The sequence below is a fragment of the Microbulbifer maximicatervae (SeqCode) genome (genome assembly GCF_052467815.1).
In genome coordinates this window covers 1,942,874-1,966,331 of record NZ_CP174326.1, presented here as the reverse complement: position 1 = coordinate 1,966,331, position 23,458 = coordinate 1,942,874, and the positions used below count along the sequence as shown (strand labels likewise).

At 44.6% G+C, this 23,458-nt stretch carries 20 protein-coding genes; 9 read left to right on the top strand and 11 right to left on the bottom strand.

What is annotated here, in order from left to right; all coding sequences use genetic code 11:
* Nucleotides 1–240: 240 nt before the first annotated feature.
* Entirely contained in the window at nt 241–843 is a 603-nt protein-coding gene (locus ACJJIW_RS08665) for a GNAT family N-acetyltransferase (protein ID WP_282931039.1), read from the top strand.
* A gap of 211 nt (nt 844–1,054) precedes the next feature.
* On the opposite strand, the gene ACJJIW_RS08660 is transcribed toward ACJJIW_RS08665, so the two are convergent.
* Together ACJJIW_RS08660 and ACJJIW_RS08655 are read right to left on the bottom strand one after the other, a co-directional pair.
* Nucleotides 1,055–1,279, bottom strand: coding sequence for a DUF7661 family protein (locus ACJJIW_RS08660; RefSeq protein ID WP_444937115.1), 225 nt, complete (start codon nt 1,277–1,279; stop codon nt 1,055–1,057).
* A 174-nt stretch (nt 1,280–1,453) separates the two neighbouring features.
* Nucleotides 1,454–2,497 (bottom strand): hypothetical protein, encoded by a 1,044-nt coding sequence (locus ACJJIW_RS08655; protein ID WP_444937114.1) that lies wholly within the window; start codon nt 2,495–2,497, stop codon nt 1,454–1,456.
* Between the two features lie 326 nt (nt 2,498–2,823).
* Between ACJJIW_RS08655 and ACJJIW_RS08650 the strand changes: the two genes are divergently transcribed.
* Together ACJJIW_RS08650 and mmsB are read left to right on the top strand one after the other, a co-directional pair.
* A complete protein-coding gene (locus ACJJIW_RS08650; RefSeq protein WP_444937113.1) occupies nt 2,824–4,335 on the top strand; it encodes a CoA-acylating methylmalonate-semialdehyde dehydrogenase in 1,512 nt (503 codons plus the stop codon).
* An 18-nt stretch (nt 4,336–4,353) separates the two neighbouring features.
* A complete protein-coding gene (gene mmsB / locus ACJJIW_RS08645) occupies nt 4,354–5,247 on the top strand; it encodes a 3-hydroxyisobutyrate dehydrogenase (RefSeq protein ID WP_444937112.1) in 894 nt (297 codons plus the stop codon).
* 67 nt (nt 5,248–5,314) lie between these two features.
* Here mmsB and ACJJIW_RS08640 read toward each other — a convergent pair whose 3' ends face one another.
* Both ACJJIW_RS08640 and ACJJIW_RS08635 read right to left on the bottom strand, forming a co-directional pair.
* Nucleotides 5,315–5,845: a hypothetical protein gene (locus ACJJIW_RS08640; protein WP_444895923.1), complete on the bottom strand. Its 531-nt coding sequence runs from the start codon at nt 5,843–5,845 to the stop codon at nt 5,315–5,317.
* Nucleotides 5,846–5,976: 131 nt separating this feature from the next.
* Nucleotides 5,977–6,699 carry an SDR family oxidoreductase gene (locus tag ACJJIW_RS08635; RefSeq protein WP_444934324.1) on the bottom strand — a complete coding sequence of 241 codons (723 nt, stop codon included), beginning with the start codon at nt 6,697–6,699 and terminating at the stop codon, nt 5,977–5,979.
* Nucleotides 6,700–6,816: 117 nt separating this feature from the next.
* Here ACJJIW_RS08635 and ACJJIW_RS08630 point away from each other — a divergent pair, with 117 nt between their 5' ends.
* Nucleotides 6,817–7,731, top strand: coding sequence for a LysR family transcriptional regulator (locus tag ACJJIW_RS08630; RefSeq protein ID WP_444934325.1), 915 nt, complete (start codon nt 6,817–6,819; stop codon nt 7,729–7,731).
* 57 nt (nt 7,732–7,788) lie between these two features.
* Here the strand turns inward: ACJJIW_RS08630 and ACJJIW_RS08625 are convergent, their stop codons facing one another.
* On the bottom strand, nt 7,789–8,184 hold the full coding sequence (locus ACJJIW_RS08625) for a hypothetical protein (protein WP_108734714.1): 396 nt from the start codon (nt 8,182–8,184) through the stop codon (nt 7,789–7,791).
* 82 nt (nt 8,185–8,266) lie between these two features.
* On the opposite strand from ACJJIW_RS08625, the gene ACJJIW_RS08620 reads away from it, so the two are divergent.
* The 3 genes from ACJJIW_RS08620 (at nt 8,267) to ACJJIW_RS08610 (ending at nt 11,930) form a co-directional block, all read left to right on the top strand.
* On the top strand, nt 8,267–9,436 hold the full coding sequence (locus tag ACJJIW_RS08620; protein WP_444934326.1) for a bifunctional nicotinamide-nucleotide adenylyltransferase/Nudix hydroxylase: 1,170 nt from the start codon (nt 8,267–8,269) through the stop codon (nt 9,434–9,436).
* A 204-nt stretch (nt 9,437–9,640) separates the two neighbouring features.
* The gene (locus tag ACJJIW_RS08615) at nt 9,641–11,056 is read left to right on the top strand and encodes a nicotinate phosphoribosyltransferase (protein WP_444937111.1); all 1,416 of its coding nucleotides are present in this window, start codon (nt 9,641–9,643) and stop codon (nt 11,054–11,056) included.
* 34 nt (nt 11,057–11,090) lie between these two features.
* Nucleotides 11,091–11,930, top strand: coding sequence for an ADP-ribosylglycohydrolase family protein (locus ACJJIW_RS08610; RefSeq protein WP_444937110.1), 840 nt, complete (start codon nt 11,091–11,093; stop codon nt 11,928–11,930).
* A 20-nt stretch (nt 11,931–11,950) separates the two neighbouring features.
* Here the strand turns inward: ACJJIW_RS08610 and ACJJIW_RS08605 are convergent, their stop codons facing one another.
* The gene (locus ACJJIW_RS08605; protein ID WP_444937109.1) at nt 11,951–12,664 is read right to left on the bottom strand and encodes an NUDIX hydrolase; all 714 of its coding nucleotides are present in this window, start codon (nt 12,662–12,664) and stop codon (nt 11,951–11,953) included.
* Between the two features lie 60 nt (nt 12,665–12,724).
* The gene (locus ACJJIW_RS08600) at nt 12,725–13,081 is read right to left on the bottom strand and encodes a winged helix-turn-helix transcriptional regulator (protein ID WP_282931026.1); all 357 of its coding nucleotides are present in this window, start codon (nt 13,079–13,081) and stop codon (nt 12,725–12,727) included.
* A gap of 111 nt (nt 13,082–13,192) precedes the next feature.
* On the opposite strand from ACJJIW_RS08600, the gene ACJJIW_RS08595 reads away from it, so the two are divergent.
* Nucleotides 13,193–13,984 carry an SDR family NAD(P)-dependent oxidoreductase gene (locus tag ACJJIW_RS08595; protein ID WP_282931025.1) on the top strand — a complete coding sequence of 264 codons (792 nt, stop codon included), beginning with the start codon at nt 13,193–13,195 and terminating at the stop codon, nt 13,982–13,984.
* Nucleotides 13,985–14,134: 150 nt separating this feature from the next.
* Here ACJJIW_RS08595 and asnB read toward each other — a convergent pair whose 3' ends face one another.
* Nucleotides 14,135–16,069, bottom strand: a complete 1,935-nt coding sequence (asnB, locus tag ACJJIW_RS08590; RefSeq protein WP_444937108.1) for an asparagine synthase (glutamine-hydrolyzing) — start codon at nt 16,067–16,069, stop codon at nt 14,135–14,137.
* 162 nt (nt 16,070–16,231) lie between these two features.
* On the opposite strand from asnB, the gene ACJJIW_RS08585 reads away from it, so the two are divergent.
* Nucleotides 16,232–17,173 (top strand): IS1595 family transposase, encoded by a 942-nt coding sequence (locus ACJJIW_RS08585; protein ID WP_444893221.1) that lies wholly within the window; start codon nt 16,232–16,234, stop codon nt 17,171–17,173.
* Between the two features lie 362 nt (nt 17,174–17,535).
* Here ACJJIW_RS08585 and ACJJIW_RS08580 read toward each other — a convergent pair whose 3' ends face one another.
* The 3 genes from ACJJIW_RS08580 to parE all read right to left on the bottom strand — a co-directional run bounded on the left by ACJJIW_RS08580 (nt 17,536) and on the right by parE (nt 23,449).
* Complete coding sequence (locus ACJJIW_RS08580; RefSeq protein ID WP_282931022.1) at nt 17,536–19,191, bottom strand: hypothetical protein; 1,656 nt, start codon at nt 19,189–19,191, stop codon at nt 17,536–17,538.
* A 1,375-nt stretch (nt 19,192–20,566) separates the two neighbouring features.
* Nucleotides 20,567–21,076, bottom strand: coding sequence for a hypothetical protein (locus ACJJIW_RS08575; protein WP_282931021.1), 510 nt, complete (start codon nt 21,074–21,076; stop codon nt 20,567–20,569).
* 486 nt (nt 21,077–21,562) lie between these two features.
* Entirely contained in the window at nt 21,563–23,449 is a 1,887-nt protein-coding gene (gene parE / locus ACJJIW_RS08570; RefSeq protein ID WP_282931020.1) for a DNA topoisomerase IV subunit B, read from the bottom strand.
* Between the last annotated feature and the right edge of the window lie 9 nt (nt 23,450–23,458).

Genomic DNA, 23,458 nt, shown 5'->3' with positions numbered 1-23,458 from the left:
AAATGACGCAGCTGAGAAAAATCAGCGGCGGTACTATACCACACAAAGGCTGACTGTATAGTTTCACCCAGCCAAACTCCTTTCCTTTATAGGTTTATACAGAGCAGTTGTTGGGGAGGTCGTCTTCAGGACCGTAACATAGTTTCACGTTCGCAGCGCGAGCGTCTATCTTTGAGGTACCCCATCCCGTTGCGAACTTGTAAAACAAAGCTGCTCAAAGCAGCCAGGATAGGAACCGTTATGTCACCCAACAACAGTGTGAATACTGAACACCAAGTTGAGCTGATCACCCTCGGCAATGGACGCAAAGTCTCAATACGCCCCATCTGTCGCAGTGATGGCCAGCTTGAGAAAGAACTAATTGAACAGTTGTCTCCAGAAACTCGCCGCGATCGCTTTATTGGCGGAAGCTGTAAAGCCAGCCAAAAGCTATTGGAGTTACTCACAGATAACGACCACCATGTACATGAAGCTTTTATTGCACTCTGCAGTAGTGACAGAGCACAGAGAGCCGTTGCTATAGCACACTACGCACTTGACGTTGACGGACGCGCTTGTGAGTGTGCCGTTGTGGTGAGCGATGACTGGCAGGGGTTAGGTTTGGGACGCTTAATGTTAAAGCGACTCATCAACTGCGCTCAGGATCAGGGGCTTGAACGAATCTATTCGATTGAGTCAGCACAAAATAGACGAGTGGACAGTTTCGCAAAATCCATGGGCTTTACCTGTAAAGCCGATGCCAAAGACTATACCCTGCTCACCTATACACTAGAGTTGAAAACCAATCTTGAGACTAATGGCTTTAGTCACAAAGAGGAAGTTTCCCGAATAAATTTGGAGTAGGTGAGTAATTTAAGAATTTAAGTCCATATTTATATTTATTTATCTATATGAAGCAGGTGCCCTTGGTACTTGCTTCACCTATTTTCTACTTAACTTTACATCGTTTTCCTAATACAGCCTTGGCGACCTCAGATTTCTTACAGTTATTGGTCTTTTATAATACGACCTCAAGAAAAGTTGGATCACCACCGTCCGCCAAATTTCTATATACTTATTTTGTATTTATACGCTCCACAGCAGGGTACCGCTCACTTGCCCATTCATGGCAGATATCTGCCAAGTATTGGGCTAAATCTTTCTCACTAATTTCTGAAGGTATTGATATCCCGGCACTGCGACGCTTACCTTCATTGCCCTGATAGAATGTGGCCCAGCTATTCGACTGCCTTTCGATCAAGACTTCTCTACCAAAAACATTGAATTTAAGCTTTTTCATAAAGAACTATGTACAACTAAAATGCCTCAAAGCTTTGCAATTGCTCACACAAATTTCGAAAACCTATTTTCTTTGCATGGATACAATACGCTCTCCATCAGATACAATAAAGTATTTGCAGGAGTTAATTTAACTCCTGCAAACCCAATAATTTCTTCTTTTATACCACTCTTCTTAATCAAAAAAATCATCACACGCCAATGGCCCACTAAATTCTAGTAAGGCCTGAGGCATTTGAATTTGCTCCTTCAGCTGTCCAAATTGATACAGATAGAAGTTGACATCTGCCTGCATGGATTTCATATAACTCTGCTCACCACCAAAAATAATTACAGAGGGAAACTCCAGCGGATAAAAGCTGGCAATGTCTGCTTTTGCTTCGACAACTAACTTGTATGAAATTTTGTTAAGTTCAACTTCTAGATAACCTGAACAAGCATCTGTTTCCCGCTTAACAGAGAAACCATTAAAAGCCGGTAAAAAAATCAGGTCATACTCTTTAGAAACATATCGCCCCGCCCACATTTCAATCTCTGAGTCACCCAGTTTAGCTCCGGTAATCATATAGTAGAGGTCATCTGTTAGCCCCATTGAATAGATCATACCGGCACTGGATTCTTTGTCATACCAGCCCTTATCCAATTGCGCATAGCCAGCACCGGCTAGAGACATAGAACCATCAAAATAACTGTAATTGACTGGGGTACCGACCGTATATAGGAACCACTTTCCTCCTACCCCAGGTATCTCAGGAATAAACCCAAAAGGGGTTTGACCGGGGTTTAACCCATGCCAGTAATGGTGGTGTTCACCAGCCCACTCCATATTAAACAGGAAATCTGGGTGTAAGACCTGTACACCCTGCTCATCGGCCACAACTACTCCCGGTACTTCATAGTAGAACTTATCAATACCTTCGGGGTGCTTCAAGATCACTTCATCAAAAAAGAGATCATACTTCGTGGTAGCTCCGGTCTCTGAAGAAAAAGCTAAATGGATATAGGCTTTAGGCTTGGCAACTGCAAAGTCAGGTGCAATATAGGTTTGTAAACTAACTTTGAAATATCCCACATCGGGAATTGCAATGTTATAGAACCATTGCTCGGCCCAGGTTTCGTCAGAGCTAGGCTCATGTGCACTTAAGTCACTTAGAGTGGTAGCACCAACAAACATGGGAGATATCATAAATCCGATTGCAATCAGTATTCTTTTTATCATAAAACACATTGAATAATCCTCTTTTACTCTTCACTAGTTACATTACGACAACAACATTTAAGCTAGGCATTAATCCAAAGCCGAATTGCCAGCCACAAGATACTAGCCGTACAGTGCAAGATTATTTTTTCATTTCTTATGGGTGTTAATTATTTGCGATCTATTCTACAAAGATAATCAAATACATTTATTTTAATTTTTTGGTCCATCAACCTTCTGCTCAGTAAAAGTGGATAATCATAAAAGCAGCGTGATATTCCTCTTTAATCGCGAAAAAACACCTAAACTGTTGGATAAAATCCCCTCCTCTCGGCGCTTTAATTAACATGAATAAGAATATTCCTTCCAAGTTACCAATAATGATTGGTGGTGAGTGGATTCAGTCCAATAGTACTGAGTGGCTGGATGTAACCAACCCCGCTACCGGCAATGTTCTTACACAGGTGCCATTGTCTACCCAGACTGAACTGGAGAATGCAGTAATTTCCGCCAAAGAAGCATTTGACCAATGGCGAAATACGCCGGTTACCGCAAGAGCGCGGATTATGTTGAGGTATCAGGCGCTTCTGAAAGAAAATCAGGAGCTGCTGGCTGAAATCCTCAGCGAGGAAACAGGTAAAACTTTTGAGGATGCCAAAGGGGACGTCTGGCGCGGTATTGAGGTTGTTGAGCATGCAGCCAATATCGCTTCACTAATGATGGGTGAAACCGTAGAGAATGTTGCCAACACCATCGACTGTTACTCCTATCTACAACCTATTGGAGTTTGTGCGGGGATCACACCATTTAATTTCCCCGCAATGATTCCACTATGGATGTTTCCAATGGCGATTGCCTGTGGGAATACTTTTATTCTGAAACCTTCTGAACAGGACCCTGTCACGCCTTGCAAACTGGCCGAATTATTTGCTGAAGCTGGGGCTCCTGCAGGTGTTTTACAGGTAGTACATGGCGGCAGGGAACAGGTGGATTTTCTTCTAACGCATCCCGGCATTCAGGCCATTTCATTCGTTGGTTCAGTCCCCGTGGGGCGGCATATTTACCAGACGGGTACCCAGCACCTAAAACGAGTTCAAGCTTTTGCCGGTGCCAAAAACCATATGGTCGTGATGCCCGATGCCAATAAGGCTGCGGCTATTAATAATATTGTTGGATCATCCATCGGAGCTGCCGGGCAACGCTGCATGGCGATTTCCGTCGCTGTACTTGTTGGGGAGACACAACAATGGGTAGACGACATTAAAGACGCTATGTCAGCTATCAAGCCCGGTCATTGGAAGGATACGCAAGCGGGCTTCGGCCCACTAATATCACCCGCTGCTCGTGAGAGGGTGCTTGGGTATATCGCCCAGGGCAAAAAGGAAGGCGCCCGCTGTGTGTTAGATGGCTCTGAAATTACTGTCGAAGGGTTTCCCAATGGGAACTGGGTTGGTCCCACCCTATTTGCCGATGTTACCTCGGACATGTCGATCTATACCGACGAGATTTTTGGTCCCGTACTTTGCCTGGTAAATGCCGACTCCCTGGAAGAAGCAATCCAATTAATCAATAACTGCCCCTATGGCAATGGCACCTCAATATTTACGGCTAGTGGCGCTGCCGCACGTAAGTTCCAACACGAAATATTAGTGGGGCAAGTCGGTATTAACGTGCCTATTCCAGTGCCGTTACCTTTCTTTAGCTTTACCGGCTGGCGAGCGTCTTTTTATGGTGATCAACACGCTTATGGAAAACAAGCTGTACGGTTTTACACCGAAACCAAAACTGTTACAGCACGCTGGTTTGACAGCGATATAGAGCATGCAGAGCACACCAATTTAACCATACAGCTCAAATAATGTTAACCGGAGAGCAGCATGACTAAAACAGTCGCATTTTTAGGATTGGGCCATATGGGACTGCCTATGGCCACCAACCTGGTCAAGGCGGGCTTTGAAGTTAAAGGGTTTGACCCGGTCACTGAAATACTGGATGCCGCTGTAGAAAGCGGTATCAAAAAGTGTTCCTCTCCCCAAGAGTCCGTCGAGGAAGCAGGTTTTGTGGTAAGCATGCTGCCTAATAGCGCGGCGGTTGAGTGCCTGTATATTGATACCGACAAACTGCTCGACAGTATTTCTCGCGACTGTTTGATTATCGACTGCTCCACTATTTCTTCCAACAGTTCTAAGCGCCTTATTCGTGAAGCCAGAATCAAAGGCCTGCAAGCCATTGAAGCCCCGGTATCCGGGGGAGTGGCGGGTGCTAGCAAAGGAACTTTGAGTTTTATGTGTGGGGGAGAGGCTGGTGATGTCGATAGGGCCCGGATAGTTCTAGAGCCAATGGGTAGCAATATTTTCTATGCCGGAGCAGCGGGATCTGGCCAAACAGCAAAGATTTGTAACAATATGCTGCTGGCTATTCATATGATTGGTACCGCTGAAGCCCTACAAATGGGGGTAGATAATGGACTCGACCCCAATGTGCTCTCCGACATTATGTTAAAGAGTTCAGGAGCCAACTGGTCCCTACAAAATTACAATCCCTATCCCGGAGTAATGCCCGAAGTTCCAGCGAGTAAAAACTATAGCGGTGGTTTTATGGTAAGACTTATGTGTAAGGACCTGGGATTGGCTCAGGAAGCCGCCACTCAGAGTAAGAGCTATACGCCTCTCGGCTCAATGGCGCGCAATCTCTATGGAATTCTCAATTTGCGCGGAGGTAGTGATTTGGACTTCTCATCTATTCAAAAGCTATTTCAAGAAGTGGATTAGCCGCGTAGCAGGCTGGGTATCCACAACCCCAGCCGCAGCTCCACTTCTCTCCAGCACCAGTTACTGGCTATGGTTGCATGACTTTACCGAGAATTCGGATTTCACGCACTTGATCCCACTCTATAGCAAAGTAGAACTTTTGTTTGCGTCCAGCATTACTGGGAATCGTGAGTTCTTCAGGGTTTCCTTTGCCCCTAAACAAGTTGGTTGCATAGCCATCCTGGTCAATAAGGATCACTGCCTCGGAGCTATCCAGGTCGATTAACCGCACGGGGAAGTCATTTTGATTTTTAAAACCAACTTCAACATAGCAACCACTCTCCGCATGGGCGGTCACTGCGATAACGTCGGTTTCCAGATACTTATTGAGATCTTCCAGCGTATTGATAAGTACAGCACCATCAGTACTCTGCCCTGTTTTACGTCCATCAACCACACCTTCACTGGCACCATCCATCAGGTTTTTACCAAAGCTGACGATGTTAGACATCACTGATTTTGCCGTTTCCGCTACGCCACTCTCTTGCTCATCTGTATTTTGCTGTGCAAACGCAGAGGAACATAAAATCAGGCCGGCAATTAAAATCGTTCTTCGCACTGATATCTCCATATCCTTTACTATCCATTCCAGCCTAAGCCAGCTCCGGTTAGCTGGCTTAAGTTGGGAATATTAGCAAAAGAAATATTGCTTGGAAAAACGATTAGTGTTTGCGCGGTACAAAATCAGGATTACTGTCCCTGCCCTGTTGCTGCAATTTGAACCTCGCGAATATTTACATGCTGGGGCTGGGAGTACATGAACATAGCTGTGCGAGCAATATCCTCTGCATTAATTGCACCACCAATGGATTCTTTCCATTGTTGATAGGCCTCAATAATTTCTGCTGAGGTAGTGTGGCTTAGCAGCTCTGTTTCCACCGCGCCAGGGCATATGGTCATTACACGTACTCCGGTAGGTGCCACTTCCTCACGCACGGTTTCACCAATAGCAGAGACAGCATACTTGGTACCACAGTACGCAGCATGATTGATAAATGTTTTTACTCCAGCAATAGAACTGATATTGATAATGGTCCCGGAATGACGAGTTTTCATATCATCCAAAACCGCCTGCATACCGTTAAGCAAGGCCAATACATTCACATCAAACATTTGCCGCCACTCATCGGGGTTCTGGGTTTCAATATTGCCCAGTAACATTTTGCCAGCATTGTTAATCAGACAGTCAACCGGGCCGAACTGAGTCTCAGCCTCACGAATTGCCTCGCGCAAGGCTGCCATATCAGTCACATCCACTTTCCTGCAAAGAGTATTTGGCAGATTTAAAGCTTCCAGTTTGTCCACACGCCTTGCCAACAATAATAGTGGGTGCCCGGCAGCAGACATATGTTGGGCAATGGCAGCACCAATACCTGAACTGGCTCCAGTAATAACAACGAGTGGTTTGGACATGGGCTCTCTCTCCTTCAATGAGTTATCCCGGCGGATAGTTTTGTTTAAGTAGACCCAGTATAGGAATTCCGACTAATATGATTAGCCCAACCAATTAGAAAACATTGTTTGGTTTTTATGAACAATATCTCATGGCGCGCTATTCGTGCATTTATTCAGGTGGCCGATGCCGGAAGCTTCACCGCTGCAGCGCGGGACAGCGGCTTTTCCAAGGCCAATTTGAGCCAACTGGTCACTGAGCTGGAAACAACCCTGGATATACAGCTTCTCTACCGCACGACAAGACAACTGCGTCTTACCGAGATTGGTGAGGGTTACTATTTGCGTTGCAAGCAAGCGATGCAGCAGTTGGATTCAGCCGCCGATTGGGCCAGTGAATCAAAGGGGGGACTGGAGGGAAACATCCGCATAAACGCTGTTGGTGGCGTTATCGGGGAGAGCTTAATTGCTCCGCTGGTGATCAAGTTTCAGCAGGCCAATCCAGGAGTTAGAGTTCATCTGGACTTTTCCAGCACCCGAGTAGATTTGATTCAAGACCAGTACGATTTGGTTATTCGTATGGGCAGTTTGCCGGACTCCTCTCTAATCGTGCGTAAACTTCACACTATCAAAACCCGATACGTAGCCAGCCCAAAGTTCCTTCAGGAATATGGACCTATAGAAAAACCTGCTGACCTAGCATCTGTACCGCTAATTTCCGGCAGTGTGGATCAATGGCTGCTAACACGAGGTAAGAATCAACAGGTTGTGCAAGTTGAAAACAGCACTAAATTGATTAGCGGAAGGGTAATGCATCGCGCTGCAATTGAGGGACTTGGAATTACCCGGCTAGCAGATATCTATGTCCAGGCAGATATTGCCAGTGGACGCCTGGTTGAAATTCTGCCCGGCTGGTCTGAGTCTACCGAGCTCTCGATGGTATGCCCGCCCCTACGCCACCAATTATTACGGGTGCGCAATTTGATGCAGTGGCTCAAGGAGGGTTTTGCAGATATTTATTTACAGGCTTTAACTGTTAGTCCTATTGAATAAAGTACCTCAAATAAACGCGAACAATTTGTCTCTGTGACTAGCTTTTCCTGATTATCGTCAAAGTTCACCTTCTGATTTTTTTATTGCCTGTAATTCCACCGGTGACAAAGCCTTGTAGCCACGCAAATAGGGCCAGCCATACCCCCAGCGAAATGGGGTGGGTAAAAAAGGCGTACCGCCAACCCGAACTCCAAGTAACATCATTAGTGCAACTTCTTCTTCCCCGGTTCCAGCTACACAGACTTCAAGATCTTTATCCGCCTGCTCGCGTTCATCGTATGTGCCCCCTTTCCAGTAGGCATAATCATGGGCAATACAGCAGTCGAGCCACAACTCCTGTTGATCAAAAGTTCCATCGGGAAATGCGCTACAACCATCAGTAGTAAATGGTTCTATTTCCTGCGCAAAGGCTTCCAAACTCAATAAGGAAATGAACAACAACCAGCGGCACATCAGTTCTACTCACACACTCGAAAAAAGTAAATCGGCTCGAACACTGGAATATAACCCCACCTCTTCGATAAACCACTAAAAATTGAATTTAAGCCCACTTGCCATTAGTGTCTATTGGACACATAATATTTCAAGACCTATTATTCAAGCCCTGGAGAGACCGGGGTTTATTCACAGCAAGGAGCTTGCTGCTATGGCCCAGCACTACGATTTTGCCGTTTTCATCGGTCGATTCCAGCCATTTCATTCCGGACATCTAAAAGTAGTCCAGTGCGGATTAGCTCAGGCCCAGCACCTGATTATCCTGATAGGCTCCGCCAACCAGCCCCGCAACCCTCGCAACCCCTGGACTCATCGCGAGCGGGAACAATTTATCAGGAAAAGCTTAAGCGAGAGTGACAACAAGCGCCTGACCTGCCTACCTTTAATGGATGTGCCCTATAACGATGAGCTGTGGGTACGCAATGTACAAAACTCCGTTAACGGCATAGTGACCGCTCATCACACCATTCCCCACAAGCCACCTCAAATTGCATTAATCGGGCACCAGAAAGACCAGAGCGGTTTTTACCTCAACCTCTTCCCCCAGTGGGAATCCCTTGGGGTGGAGAATCACAACGAAATCAGTGCAACCCCCTTTAGGGAGGCACTATTTACCGACAGCGCCGATAGCTTGTTGAATTCACTCAGTCAGGAAATGCAATTGCCAGAGGGCACTGTTGGCGCTTTAAGAGAGTTTGTGGAGACCAATCCAGCCTACGGCGAGATGCGCGAAGAAATGGCATTTATCCAGCGCTACAGATCCTCCTGGGCCACCGCTCCCTATCCGCCAACTCACGTTACTGTCGATGCTGTAGTGGTCCAATCTGGCCATATCCTGCTGATAGAGCGACGAGCTTTTCCCGGGCGGGGTTTATGGGCGCTGCCCGGTGGTTTTGTCGACCCCGGTGAGCGACTGATCGATGCTTGCCTGCGAGAATTGCGAGAGGAAACACGCCTTAAAGTCCCGACACCAGTGTTGAAAGGATCTATACGCCGGCAGGATGTATTCGATGAACCCTATCGCTCGGCCCGTGGAAGGACCATCACGCACGCCTATTACATAGAACTGGCTCCCAGCCAACAGCTTCCCAAGGTAAAGGGCGGTGACGACGCTCGCCATGCCCGCTGGGTTCCCCTCGCTGATCTGGACCCTCAGCAGCTATTTGAAGACCACTATTACATCATTCAATCCCTGATTGGCGGTGCCTAAAGCTTGTAAGAGGTGGCCAATTGCCGCCTCTTGCACATTCAACAACTCGCATTACCTCCACCAATACCCAAAAAAACACGCCAATACTTGACAGCTTAGTATCGAAAAGACACTATTAACTTAGTTAGTGTCCTTTGGACAATAATTGGCAAGGCCCGCACTGGAGAGACCGGTGCTAACAACTACTCACGGAGGATTTCCGCGATGAACCAGTACAACCCAATCCTGAATGTCGACAGCTATAAAACCAGCCACTACCTTCAGTACCCAGAGGGAACCCAGTATGTCAGCAGCTATATCGAGAGCCGGGGCGGCCAGTTCAAAGAGGCTGTTTTCTTTGGCCTACAGGCATTTATCAAGCAGTACCTGACTACCCCGATCAACGCAGAGCACATCGAAGAGGCAGAGGAGCTCTTTCTGGCCCATGGCCTGCCATTTAATCGCGAGGGATGGGAATACATTCTCCAGGAGCATCAGGGTTACCTGCCCATTGAGATTCAAGCAGTTCCCGAGGGCAGCGTTATCCCGACTAGGAATGTCTTAGTCCAAGTAGTCAATACAGACCCCAAGTGCTTCTGGCTAACCAGCTATATCGAAACCGCCCTGCTGCGCGCAATTTGGTACCCCACCACAGTTGCCACCCAAAGCCGGGAAGCCAAAAAGGTCATTCAACGATATTTACTGGAAACTGCTGAGGGCCTCGACTCACTGCCCTTCAAGCTACATGACTTTGGCGCACGCGGTGCTAGCAGCGAAGAGACAGCTGCGATTGGGGGCCTGGCCCACCTGGTAAATTTCCAAGGCACAGACACCATTGCCGCCGTACTCGCCGGCCGCCGCTACTACGCAGCCCCAATGGCCGGATTTTCAATACCCGCTGCAGAGCACAGCACCATGACCAGTTGGGGACGCGAGCAGGAAGCCAAAGCCTATGAAAATATGCTGACGCAATTCAGCGGTGACAATTGTCTGGTCGCCGTAGTGAGTGACAGCTACGATCTTTGGAGTGCAATCGAGAATATCTGGGGCGGTGAATTAAAAGAGAGGGTAGAAAATAATGGCGGCACCCTGGTAATTCGCCCGGATAGCGGCGATCCCGTTGATATAGTCACTCAGACTATTGAGCGCTTGATGAGAATATTCGGAGCGACCATTAATAGTAAAGGTTTCCGAGTACTTCCTGACTTTATTCGGGTGATCCAGGGTGACGGGATTTCTCTACACACCATTGAGGGCATCCTCAGCGCAATGAAGGCCAGAAAACAGAGCGCTGAAAATATTAGCTTCGGTATGGGAGGTGAGCTTTTACAAAAAGTTAACCGGGATACCATGAGGTTCGCCATGAAAGCCAGTGCGGTTCGAGTCGATGGCCTATGGCGGGATGTTTACAAAGATCCCGCCACCGATAGCGGTAAGCGCTCCAAGAGAGGGCGCTTGGCATTAATAAATCGTACCGACGGAACGCCCTACACTATTCGTGAGCAAGATATTGGCGGCCGTAATAATCTGCTAAAAACCGTATACCGCAACGGGAAATTACTCATAGAACAAGACCTGGATACTATTCGAGGGCGGGCAGTTATTGTTGAGGGTAGAGATATATTGGCTGTTGCCAGTTAATATTAACTAATCGGTAATCTTTTAGGGGGCTTTGATGTTATTGGAAATTGCAGTTGGAGATGCCTACGGAGCCGGATTTGAGTTTTGTAGCCGTGAGATTATTAACAATAACAATCATGCTAACGGGTATATCTCTCATCCCCTTGGCATCAAACCCGGTTGTTATACCGACGATACTCAGATGAGCTTGGCTATTGCTGAGCTCCTTCTTGAGAGGTCGAATCCCCAAGAGTCGGATTTTGCGCAAGTTTTTATCCACACTTATAAGCGTGATCCTCGCCTTGGATATGCATCAGGCTTTCAAAGCCTTCTCGATAGCTGTGAAACTGGAAAGGATTTAACTCGCAAGATAAGGCCTCACAGCAAACGTAACGGTGCTGCAATGCGCTCAGTACCCCTAGGGCTCATTCCCGATATTGATCAACTACTAACAGTGGCTAAATGCCAAGCTAGCGTTACGCACAATACAGAAGAGGGGATCTTATCTGCTCAAGCAGTTGCCCTAATGGCACATCTATTAATCTACCAAAAATCAGCTCTAATTGAGTTGCCCAAGCTTATTGAGAGAAAGCTCAACCTAAAATTAATAGGAAGCTGGTCTGGCAAGGTCAACTGTGATGCCTTAGAAACCTTGGCTGCGGTAAATACAGCACTACAAAGTAATCGAGACTTCCTTGGACTATTGAAGACCTGTATAGATTTTGGTGGTGATACTGATAGTGTCGCCGCTATTGCCTGCGGGCTTGCAGCACTTACCAGAGAGTACGATTCGGAACTTCCTTTTAGTTTACTCTCTGGCCTGGAAAATAGTACTTATGGATACCAATACTTGATTGAGCTAGATAAAAAATTAGTTAATAATTTTTTATCTTAAGAAGCTAAACTATTTTTTAGTTAAAGCTCTAAATTTCTTATAAATTTATAATCAGCGGAGCTTTCACTCAAACGATAGAGCGCTGCAGGCCGACCTTTTTCGGAACGTTTTTCACCAGTATCCACTAACAGATTTGCCTGCTCAATTCGCCTGCGAAATGATTTTTTCTGTATTGGTTTCCCAATTATTGTCTCATGTACTTGCTGCAACTCTGGCAAGGTAAAAGTTTCCGGTAATGCAAATGCAGGCACAATAGTATAGAGCGCTTTTTGAACCAAACGCTCATGGGCACGACTAATAATTTCCTGATGATCAAAAGCCAGAGATAATTGAGATATCTGAGAATAAGGCAACCAGTCCACACTCGACACAGTATTGATTGCACTTGCACAGCATTGGTGGGCAATCAAGGCAGTATAGGCAACCGTTACCGACCACCCCCGTTTATCCCTGCTGGGCCCTCCAAAAGTATAAAGCTGCTCTAAATAGGGTGGTTTAACTGATGTCTTTTCTTTTAGCTTTCGGTTAGCTGTCGCCTCCAGACTATTATCTTCGGTTTCAGAGACAAATCCTCCAGGCAAAGCCCACTTCCCTTTCTCTGGGTGAGCAGAGCGCTTAACCAATAACACCTTGAGAAAGCCTTCGTGATAGGTAAATAGAACTGTATCCACAGTAACTAAAGGAGCGTCAAAGTTACGCTTCTCATAGCGAACTATATAGTCTTTTTCATTCATAGGGAGAGACAAGTATCATTTAGACACTTAGTGTAACTCGAAGGTATTGGTGGGATAAAGTTATTTACTTTCAGATAATTCTGAGCCGTCAATTTCCTCTTGTAGCTTTTCCAAGTCGTCCAGAATTCTCAGAAATTTCTGTCCAAATTCTGTAACGTTATATTCCACCCGAGGAGGAATCTCTGCATAGCTGATCCGCTCCAGTATCCCGAACTCCATATTTCTACGTAAACATTCATTCAGGACCTTGGTAGTCAAACCCTCAACGCTGCGAACCATTTCCCCCGGTCGATTTACCCCTCTAGCCAGAAGCTGATAGACAGTAAGGGACCATTTACAGCCATAGATAGTCTCAACCATTCTGGCACTTCTCTTGGGCGGGCGCTTTCGCGTGAGCATATTTTTCTCTGATTTCATCAATACTTACCAAAAAGTAACTAGTGCACCATTTTGTGCTTACTTTTCAACCTATCCGGTTCTTTTCTAAACTCCACTCACGTAATGAGCATATCTCAGTGAGGAAATAATATGAGTGACTCCACTAAAAGACCAGAGTCTGCTGAACAAAAAGAAGTTGCCTTAATCGTTGGCGGTTCCAGTGGTATGGGACTCGCCATTGCAAACCTGCTGGTGAAACAGGGAGTTCACACAGTTATTATTGGCAATAATCTCAACAAACTTGAAAGAGCCCACAGTAAATTAACTCAGATGGGCTCTGCTGAAGCACTTCAGGCAGACCTCTATCAACAGGCTGATATCAGCAAGATTATCGAATATATAAAATCCAGTAATCATCATTTTAAATACCTGGTAAACGCCGCTGGATATTTTAATCCTACTGCATTTCTTGAACATACTCGGGCTGACTACGATACTTATCTCGACCTCAATCGTGCCACCTTCTTTATTAGCCAGGCCGTAACAAGAAACATGGTAGACAACGGCGGAGGCAGTGTAGTGAATATTGGCTCCATGTGGGCCAAGCAATCTGTAAAGGCAACGCCCTCCTCCGCCTATTCTATGGCCAAAGCCGGTTTGCATTCGCTCACCCAACATATGGCAATGGAGCTGGCCGATCACAATATTCGGGTTAATGCAGTATCCCCTGCGGTGGTTAAGACGCCTATTTATGAATCCTTTATCGATCCAGGGGAAATAGACCAAGTACTTGCCTCCTTCGATAGCTTTCACCCTATTGGCAGAGTTGGTACCCCCAAGGACATCGCTGATGTCGTAGACTTTCTTTTAAGCGACAAAGCAAGTTGGGTAACTGGAGCCATTTGGGACGCTGATGGCGGGGTAATTGCTGGGAGAAACTAGAATACCAAAACGCCCGGATAGAAGTATTTTATTCGGGCTCAATTTTGAGAAACTCCTGCACTGCAGCTCCTGCTAAAGAATGGTTATTTTACCTTTTATTTTAATATCTGGAGTAAACCATCAAAACCATCAAAAGTAGAAAATTAAATCCTAAGACATAACCAATCGCTTGTGCAACAAAATGCCACTCACGATAAGGTATTTTACAGCATCAACAACATTCTGATCGGCTTTCAATAAGCTATCACTCTTCTCAAAAAATCTAATTGCCTTCTTATGGTCCAAAAACGGCATATCCAAAGTAGCACGGCTATGAACAATATCCTTCATATATTCATAAAGTTTCCTGTTTTTCTTATCCGTAAGTGGCGGAGTCCAAAGAGGCTGTTTTTGCTTCTTGTATACTTGCTCTGTTAACACAGGTTTCATGGCTTCTCTGAGTATATATTTCTCCGTTAACCCGCGAATCTTGTATTTATCCGGCAATACTGAGACATACTCAACCAGGTGATGATCCAGAAACGGTAGGCGCCCTTCGATAGAGTGAGCCATTTCTGTTCTATCCCCCATCATTGTAAGAACATAGTGGGGCAGCATAGACTTGGTAAAGGTATATAGACTTTTTGATAAAATAGACCTGTTCTTAACCGAAAAGGCACCTCCCAAGTGTTCCAACAGGGTTTCTGCAGGCTGTAAGTGCTGTATATACTTGGCATAATCCTCACAAAACAATGGGAATATCTTTTTGCCCATATCCATAAAGCTCTGCATCCAGTTTGGAAAGAAGCCAAGGGCTGAATTCACCACCTGTGACTGATGCAGTCTTGTAGAGGCCATAAAAACGCCTTCGGAAACAGGATCACCAGACTGCAATTTCTGCAAGATAGCTTGCTTTTCTTTTTTTGGAATTGTATCTAAATAATATTCGATAAAATCTTGCCTGAACCAACCGTAACCAGCAAATACTTCATCTGCTCCATCCCCAGTAAGAACCACTTTATAACCGTGCTCTCGAACAACTCGGCTTAGAACATATTTAGTGATAGCGTTACCGTTAAAGAACATTTTTTCGCCGGTATAAGCAGTATCCTCAAAGCAACTGATCAGTGTGTCACTATCAATTTCAACAGGGTGATAATTACTTCCCAAGTAATCAGTCATGGATTTTGCGTTAGAGGACTCATCATAGGCCGGATGATCAAAAGATAAGGTGAATGCATCGATCGGCTTATCCACCATACCTTGCGCTATACCAAGCACGGAAGAGGCATCTATGCCACCACTCAAATAGCAGGCAACAGGTACATCAGCTTTGAGCCTTAACTTAATCGATTCAGAGAAGCGCTTGCGCACCTCACTAATAACCTCTTTCTCATCGAAAACATTACTTCCTTGTTCCGCAATAGTGGGGAAGTGTAAATTCCAATAAATATGAGTCGAAAATTGTAGATCATCCAAATAGGCCAAACCATAATGACCAGGAGGAAGCTCATGAATATTTTTAAACAAACTAGAAGCTGGAGCATGCAAGAAGCTAATTTCTTGCCAAAAAGTATGTGGATTCCAATCTATCGGCAAGCCAAGCGCTTTGAAGGCCTTAACTTCTGATGCAAAACACAAGCATCCATCTACCCAACAATAAAATAGAGGTTTTATTCCAAACCTATCTCGAGCAGAAAATATTAAGTTTTTTCTTTTATCGTAAAGTACGAAAGAAAATTCTCCTCGTAGATATTCCAGGCAATAAACACCAAACTCTTGATATAGGCCGATAAGTATTTCACTATCCGATTGTGTAAGAAAACGATAATTCCGCCTTATCAAATCATCTTTTATCTCTAAATAATTATAAAATTCACCATTAACAATGCAGGCTACCTCTCCATCATCACTCAATAGTGGCTGCTGACCACCTTCCAAGTCAATGATACTGAGGCGCTTATGAGCCAGCCAGGCCCGTCCATCTCCTGATGACCAGAACCCTTCACCATCAGGCCCTCGATGGGAAAGAGTCTGTAATGCTCGATAAATCTGTTCCCGGTTGTATACAACGGTATTTGAAAATACAGCTAGCAGCCCACACATTTTGCTGCCTCCCCAATATCGATAGAAGGACTGCCTCAGATTAGCAAAAAAGTACTTCGCGCCATCTACTCAAGAAAAAGCGAACAAATACTTACCCAATTACCACCCTTGCAAAGCCATATCTAACTGTATATAAATACAGTTAGACGTAGGGAATAGATCATGGCTCGCAACAAGGTACAGTTCCAAAAAGGCATTAGTTTGACCCAATTCCTTAAAGAATATGGTACTGAAGAGCAGTGTTTCGAGGCTCTCTGCCAGTGGCGTTGGCCAAACGGGTTTTCTTGTCCTCACTGTGGTCATGACAAGCATTGTGATCTATCTCACCGAAAGCTCAAACAATGTAATCGATGTCGGCGCCAGACATCGATTACTTCCCGCACAATCTTCGATTCCACCAAGTTGCCCCTAACTACTTGGTTCCTTGGGATTTTTCTCATCACTCAGGATAAGAAAGGTATCTCTTGTATGGAGTTGTCACGTCATTTGGGTATCTCATACAACGCAACTTGGCGTATGAAGCACAAACTCATGCAGGTGATGATGGAGCGAGACCACCAATACAAGCTATCTGGCTTTATTGAGCTGGATGATGCCTATCTCGGGGGAGAGCGTACAGGATGCAAACCCGGGCGTGGGGCTAAGGGTAAAACGCCCTTTGTGGCTGCGGTTGAAACTACTAAGGAAGGACGGCCAACACGCATCAAGCTCTCTATTGTCAAGGGATTCAGGAGCAGTGAAATTTCTGCCTGGAGCAAAAAACACCTCTGTAACGGCAGTACAGTGATCTCTGATGGCCTTGCGTGTTTCAATGCCGTTACAGCTGCCGGATGTGCACATGACAAGATCGTTTGTGGTGGCGGTCGGAGTTCCGTTGAGGAGCCTGAATTTTATTGGGTGAATACGGTTCTCGGTAATTTAAAGAGTGCTCTACGTAGCACCTACCATGCAATTAGACCGAAGTATGCACAGCGTTATTTGGCTGAGTTCCAATACCGATTTAATCGGAGATTTAATTTGTCAGCACTTATTCCCCGACTTGTCTTTGTCTCACTTCGGACACCACCGATGCCAGAAAGGTTGCTGAAAATTAGCTTAGCATAGGTGGTAATTAGGAATACTTATGCATTAAAGAATTGAACTAAATATAAGTATGAGATTAAAATTTAGAACCAAACTCACATTTCACTAGCTGAGCTTGATTACAAGCTCAGACTTAAAGAGAGTTATAAATATTAAAGATATCCTTTTCTTTCACTATTCATCTAAGCTTTAGCTAAAACTCTAGATATATTGCTGCTCTAGGAAAATCTTTTGATTTACCTGAGCAGCCTAAAATCTATACTTAGAATAAAGATCTCTAAAATTTACATTGTACGTATTCCGTTCGGTCTATATTAATGATAACAATACCATTTAAACTCAAACAACTAACTTTATACGTAAATACAAATTATACAGCCCAATCAATAAATATAAACCGCTCCTGCAGAATAAGCTTCATTGTTCTCAGGGCTTGCGAGCAAACCACTATCGGCACTTCCTTCACCGTTCGCCCCTACTGCTAAACTAGCTCCATCTCCACTTAGCGCAACAGAGCCACCAAATTTGTCTCCCGAGTCTGTGTTGCTCGCCTTAATATAAGCCTCACTAGACCAGTCTACGCCATTAAATATATAGGTATAAACTGCTCCTGCTTTATTTGAAGATTCGTCTGTACTATCTCCGAACAATCCTTGGCTATAGCTTTTCTCTCCCCATGCTCCCACGGCTATAAAACTGCCATCATCACTCAGGTTTACCGCCTCTCCAAAGTAAGCCGATACATGAGGATTGGAAGCTTTCAAATAGGCAGTTTGCTCCCAAGCGTTTTCTTTTCGAGAAAAAATGTAGACAGCGCCACTGTTAGATCCACTTTGTAATGGGGCGCCAACTGCTAGAGTTTGCCCATTACCACTTAAATTGAGCGCAAATCCAAACCAATCACCAGCGACAGGATTACTAGCCGATATCTTGCTATCTTCTACCCAGGATTCACCATCCAACTGGTATAGATAAACGGAACCTGCCTCTGTATTGTCAGCATAAGCCCCAACTGCGAATGAAGCCCCGGCATCATCAAGGCTTATCGAAGAACCAAAACCTAACCCCTCAGAACTATCAGCAGCCTTAATATAGGCATACTGTGACCAACTTCCCTCCTCATTAAGGAACACATATACCGCTCCAGAATCTTCAATAGAATCGCCATCAAGACCACCATCTTCACTGGGTGCGGTTACTGCTAAAGTAGAACCATTCCCACTAAGGCTAAGGGCATAACCAAATAGGTCATTATTTCCTTGATTGTCCGCTTGAAGTCGGGCGCTATGGACCCAACCTTCATTACTTCGGGAAAAAATATGAACAGCGCCCGCAGAAAAATTATCATTTTCCCCATTCTCCTTGAATGCCCCTACTGCAAGCGTATAACCATCATCGCTAAGGCTCAATGCAGTTCCAAACTCTGCAGCTTCTTGAGGATCTGGAGACTTAAGATAGGCTTGCTGTGTCCATTCGCCATCTTCCCGACTAAAAATATAAACTGCACCTGAATCAGGTGTCAGGTTATCCTCTTGGTCACCACCGCTATCTTCGCGAGGAGCACCTACTGCAAGCAGGTTGCCATCATCGCTAATTGCTAGATTCCAACCAAACTGATCGTCAGCATCCGTATTACTGGGTTTAAAATAACCGATACTACCTATCACATCCTGATCAATCGCTACTGCATCAGAATCGATACATCTCTGATCATCGCAGGTTTGCAATAAGTATTGGGCATTAAGCTTTTTGAATAAAGGCACCACTAATTCAATGCGCTCTTCTTTTGGCGCAATGGGATTTCCAATAGGTTCAAACCCAGAGTGCCCATCAGCATTTTCAAATAACTGATAATAAGTTGCCCCAGAAACATCGCTCCAGCGAAAGGTTAGCGTTTTAGGTTTCTCATAATGGACCGCCATCGCAGCAGCTGCAAGCTCGCCACCTGTGTCTGGATCATCTCCCCCGCTCGAAGATCCACTACAACCTGAAAGATATGCACTGAACATCAAAATTGCCAAGTTAATATTAAATCTCACCGTATGTTTTCCTTATAGGTCATCATGTCATTTTTCAAAACTCTCTTATTCTTGGTGCTGGAGTAGATATAATTTTCATTATCAATACAGACAATACAGACTACTCTCGCATCGCCTTAGCAATAAAATATCTCCAACAAGAACTAATGCGAGAAGTAAAATTAGAATAAATTTCGCATATATTCGCAAATAAATAGCCTCTTTTATAGATAAAGGCTTTATTCTCTTTTAGAGCCTTGCAGGATTAAGGGCTCAGACTGCACTATTAATTTGCCAATTAAGATTTAGAATTTCACTTCTTGAACTCACAATAGCTTACATGAATTTTAACGCCGAAATAACCAGCATAAAAAACATATAAAGCAAACACTCAGACGAGCAGACATTATTACTTATACCTTTGTTCAGCATCCGGCAGTAATAACTGCCAAACAAAGTGGAAAATTCTCATCAATGTCTATACTATTTATCTTTTATTGTTGGGTTTGCACCAATTATCCTGCACACCAAATGGAGCAACCGACCAATACAAAATCAATAGCAATACCTATAAACATAACTTGTTAATTTAACCTATAAACTATCACTCTTCACATTGCAGCCAAGACTTTATAAGTCACTCATAATGAAACTGCCATCTAAATATTCTGCTACTTTTAAGCAGCCTACAAGATTCAAATGACAGAGTGAACTTTTTTTTAAAAAAAATATTTTTACTCCCTGAATTAGAACTACAGATCCAACTAAAAGTCTTAAATGGCTAGACATCTGTCCGAACTTGAGGGTACATGTTCATAAAGAAATGTGACTCAAAATTTCTTAGCAAACAAAAATACGGATATATTTTTAGAAATTTAAAGCCAGATACCACACATGATTGCACAAAATAAATCGATGAGGAGATGACAGCTTAAAAATTTTCGTGCATCAAAAAGAAGAAATATGGATTTCTAGCCGCTTAAATAATAGAGCACTATTTTTATCGCATCTCATACCTTTTACACATGAAAGCAGTTTAAAAAGGTGTATTATTCATTTCTTATGACAAAAAATCTATGAGCATTCCAATACTTATTTGGAACTCAAGCTATTAGATACTCAACTACTCTTCTAGCTCGCTCTGCACGTATTTTTCGAATCCACGGTTTCATCCAGGATTTATCAAATCCCATGACCTCACAATTTTCATTATATATTTTGGGTTGACTTTCGGTCACACAAACTCCCACTGGTACTCAGGAAGAAAAATACCTCTTTCACAATTAGGTTATTATTGATTTTGTTGAGAGTGATACTACCAGTAGCTAAATTTAATATGACCATTCCTATTACAACAGCTAGATATATCAACTCCCTATTAAGGCATGATTTAAGATTAACCTTTGGAATCACCCATATTTCTAATTGAATTTGGCAAAACCAACTCTACTGGCTTCCTTGAATTAACATAATCACGGAATTCGGGAGCCACATATTCAGAGCGCAACTCCCATATCCTTTTAAAAGGTGCCATTGATAAGTATGCTGTATATTGACGAGTCATTGAGTCCCAAATAGTAAAATCCAACCTGTTTGCCTTGTATTGGAAATAAGCTTCTTCCCAGATCTTAAAAAAACGATATACAAAACCAATGATCCTTAAAGTATCGGCACTCGACAAAGAATCAAAATCCTTCATCGCCTTTGCAAAGATGTCTGCCATTGGTCCATCACAAATTGCTGCCACAGCTTCTCGATGAGCAATGGATATCTCATGCATAGAAGCAATCTTCGATTCTTTATTCTGAACTCTTATTAAAGCGGCAAGATAGACTAAAGATGCGACAACAGCAAAGGCACCAACAAGCTCACCAACGGCACTTAATGTATCCCACAGCATACTCAAAATTTAATCTCGTCAAGCAATCATTAATTATATAACTTTTGATGCTGTCGCTTTAGACTTTGAAAATACCCGAAACTGCTAGTCTCACTGTCAAGACATTATATAGGCACTTGTCACATGGTGCTTATTTCATCTTTAAAAAAAAATTTAGACTCTAAGCAATTAGAAAATGACAAAATAGTAAAACCAATAGAATGAATTGATTTGTGTACTTCTTTTTATCGAAAATATCACATAGATGCTAAGGCTATATATTTTCGCATCAATGAAGTTGCCTCTTTTAAATAAGTATCATTCTAAAACAAAAAATTTAAACTAAAGGAATTAAATAATATCCAGCTGAAATGGCATCCATTAAGCTGAATAACTGATACAACTTCTGAAAGAGAGATAGAGCCCCTCAGCGCTCCATATTAATCATATGCATTGATCTGTTGCCTTAGTACACTAAGGCAACACCAATATCTATGTTAGAAAGCTAAGAGCTTAACCCACTTCAGCCAAATTCCCCTTACTTTCCAGCCACTGCTTCCGGTCTCCAGCACGTTTTTTAGCCAGGAGCATATCTAGTAGTTGATTACTGTCATCTCCTGAATCTATATAAAGCTGTACGAGACGTCGGGTATTGGGATCCATCGTAGTTTCACGCAATTGCATAGGATTCATTTCTCCCAATCCCTTAAATCGGGTTACCTGAATCTTGCCCTTTTTCTTTTCTGCACTGATACGATCGAGAATGCCCTGTTTCTCAGATTCATCCAGCGCATAATAAACGTCTTTACCGATATCAATTCGGAACAGTGGGGGCATGGCCACATAGACATGACCGTTAGTGACCAACGGCCGGAAATGACGCAAGAAAAGCGCGCATAACAGCGTAGCAATATGCAGCCCGTCTGAGTCAGCATCGGCGAGGATACAGATCTTGTTGTAACGCAAGCCTTCCAAGTTATCGCTGCCCGGGTCCACACCGAGGGCTACAGCAATATCATGTACCTCCTGGCTAGCGAGAATTTCCCCAGAGTCAACTTCCCACGTATTCAGGATTTTACCACGCAGCGGCATGATAGCCTGGAATTCCCGATCCCGCGCCTGCTTGGCGGAGCCACCAGCTGAATCACCCTCCACCAGGAAGAGTTCAGAACGCGTGGTATCTCCACTGGAGCAGTCTGCCAGCTTGCCAGGCAAGGCGGGCCCCTGAGTGACTTTTTTACGCGCAACTTTTTTCGCGGAACGCATGCGCTTCTGCGCATTGCCAATACATAGCTCCGCCAGTTTATCGCCCTCTTCCGTATGCTGATTCAGCCACAAGCTGAATGCATCTTTGGCGACACCGGAAATAAATGCGGTCGCTTCACGAGAGGAAAGTCTTTCTTTTGTCTGGCCCGAGAATTGGGGATCAGCCAGTTTGGCAGAGAGAACGTAAGAACATTGGCTCCAAATATCTTCTGGTCCCAATTTAATTCCGCGCGGTAGCAGATTGCGGATTTCACAGTATTCGCGCATTGCTTCCAGCAGACCAGCCCGCAAACCGTTGACATGGGTACCGCCCTGAGCGGTAGGAATCAAGTTTACGTAGGATTCAGCGGTGACCTCTCCGCCCTCTGGTAACCATTGGACCGCCCAGTCTGCCGCCTCAGTAGTAGCTGCAAAACTGCCTACAAATGGTTCTGCTGGCAGTACTTCCCAGCCCTGATTTGCAGCGGCCAAATAGTCCTTGAGGCCATCTTCGTAATACCACTCATCGGACTCGCCATCCTGCTCATTGATAAACGTAACCGTGAGACCCGGGCAGAGAACCGCCTTGGCACGCAGAAGGTGTCGTAGGCGCACCACTGAAAATTTAGCGGAATCAAAATATTGGGGATCTGGCAAGAAGCGAACACTGGTGCCTGTTGTGCGCTTGCCGCACTCACCTACTACTTCCAGGTCGGAGGCCTTTTCACCATCCTTAAAGCCAATGCGATGAACCTTGCCATCTCGCTGGATAGTAACCTCCAGCACTTTTGAGAGGGCATTAACCACCGAAACACCGACGCCGTGAAGGCCGCCGGAGAATTGGTAATTATCATTGGAAAACTTACCGCCAGCGTGCAGAGTGGAGAGGATAACCTCTACACCAGGCCGTCCCTGCTCAGGGTGGATATCGACAGGCATACCGCGGCCGTTGTCGCTGACAGAAAGCGAGTGGTCCTTGTGTAACACCACTTCAATTTTCTTGGCATGTCCGGCCAGGGCTTCGTCGACACTGTTGTCGATTACCTCCTGAGCCAGGTGATTTGGGCGTGCGGTATCGGTATACATCCCGGGGCGCTTACGCACCGGATCTAGTCCCGTGAGTACCTCAATATCTTCGGCGGAATAATTAGCCATAATTCTTAT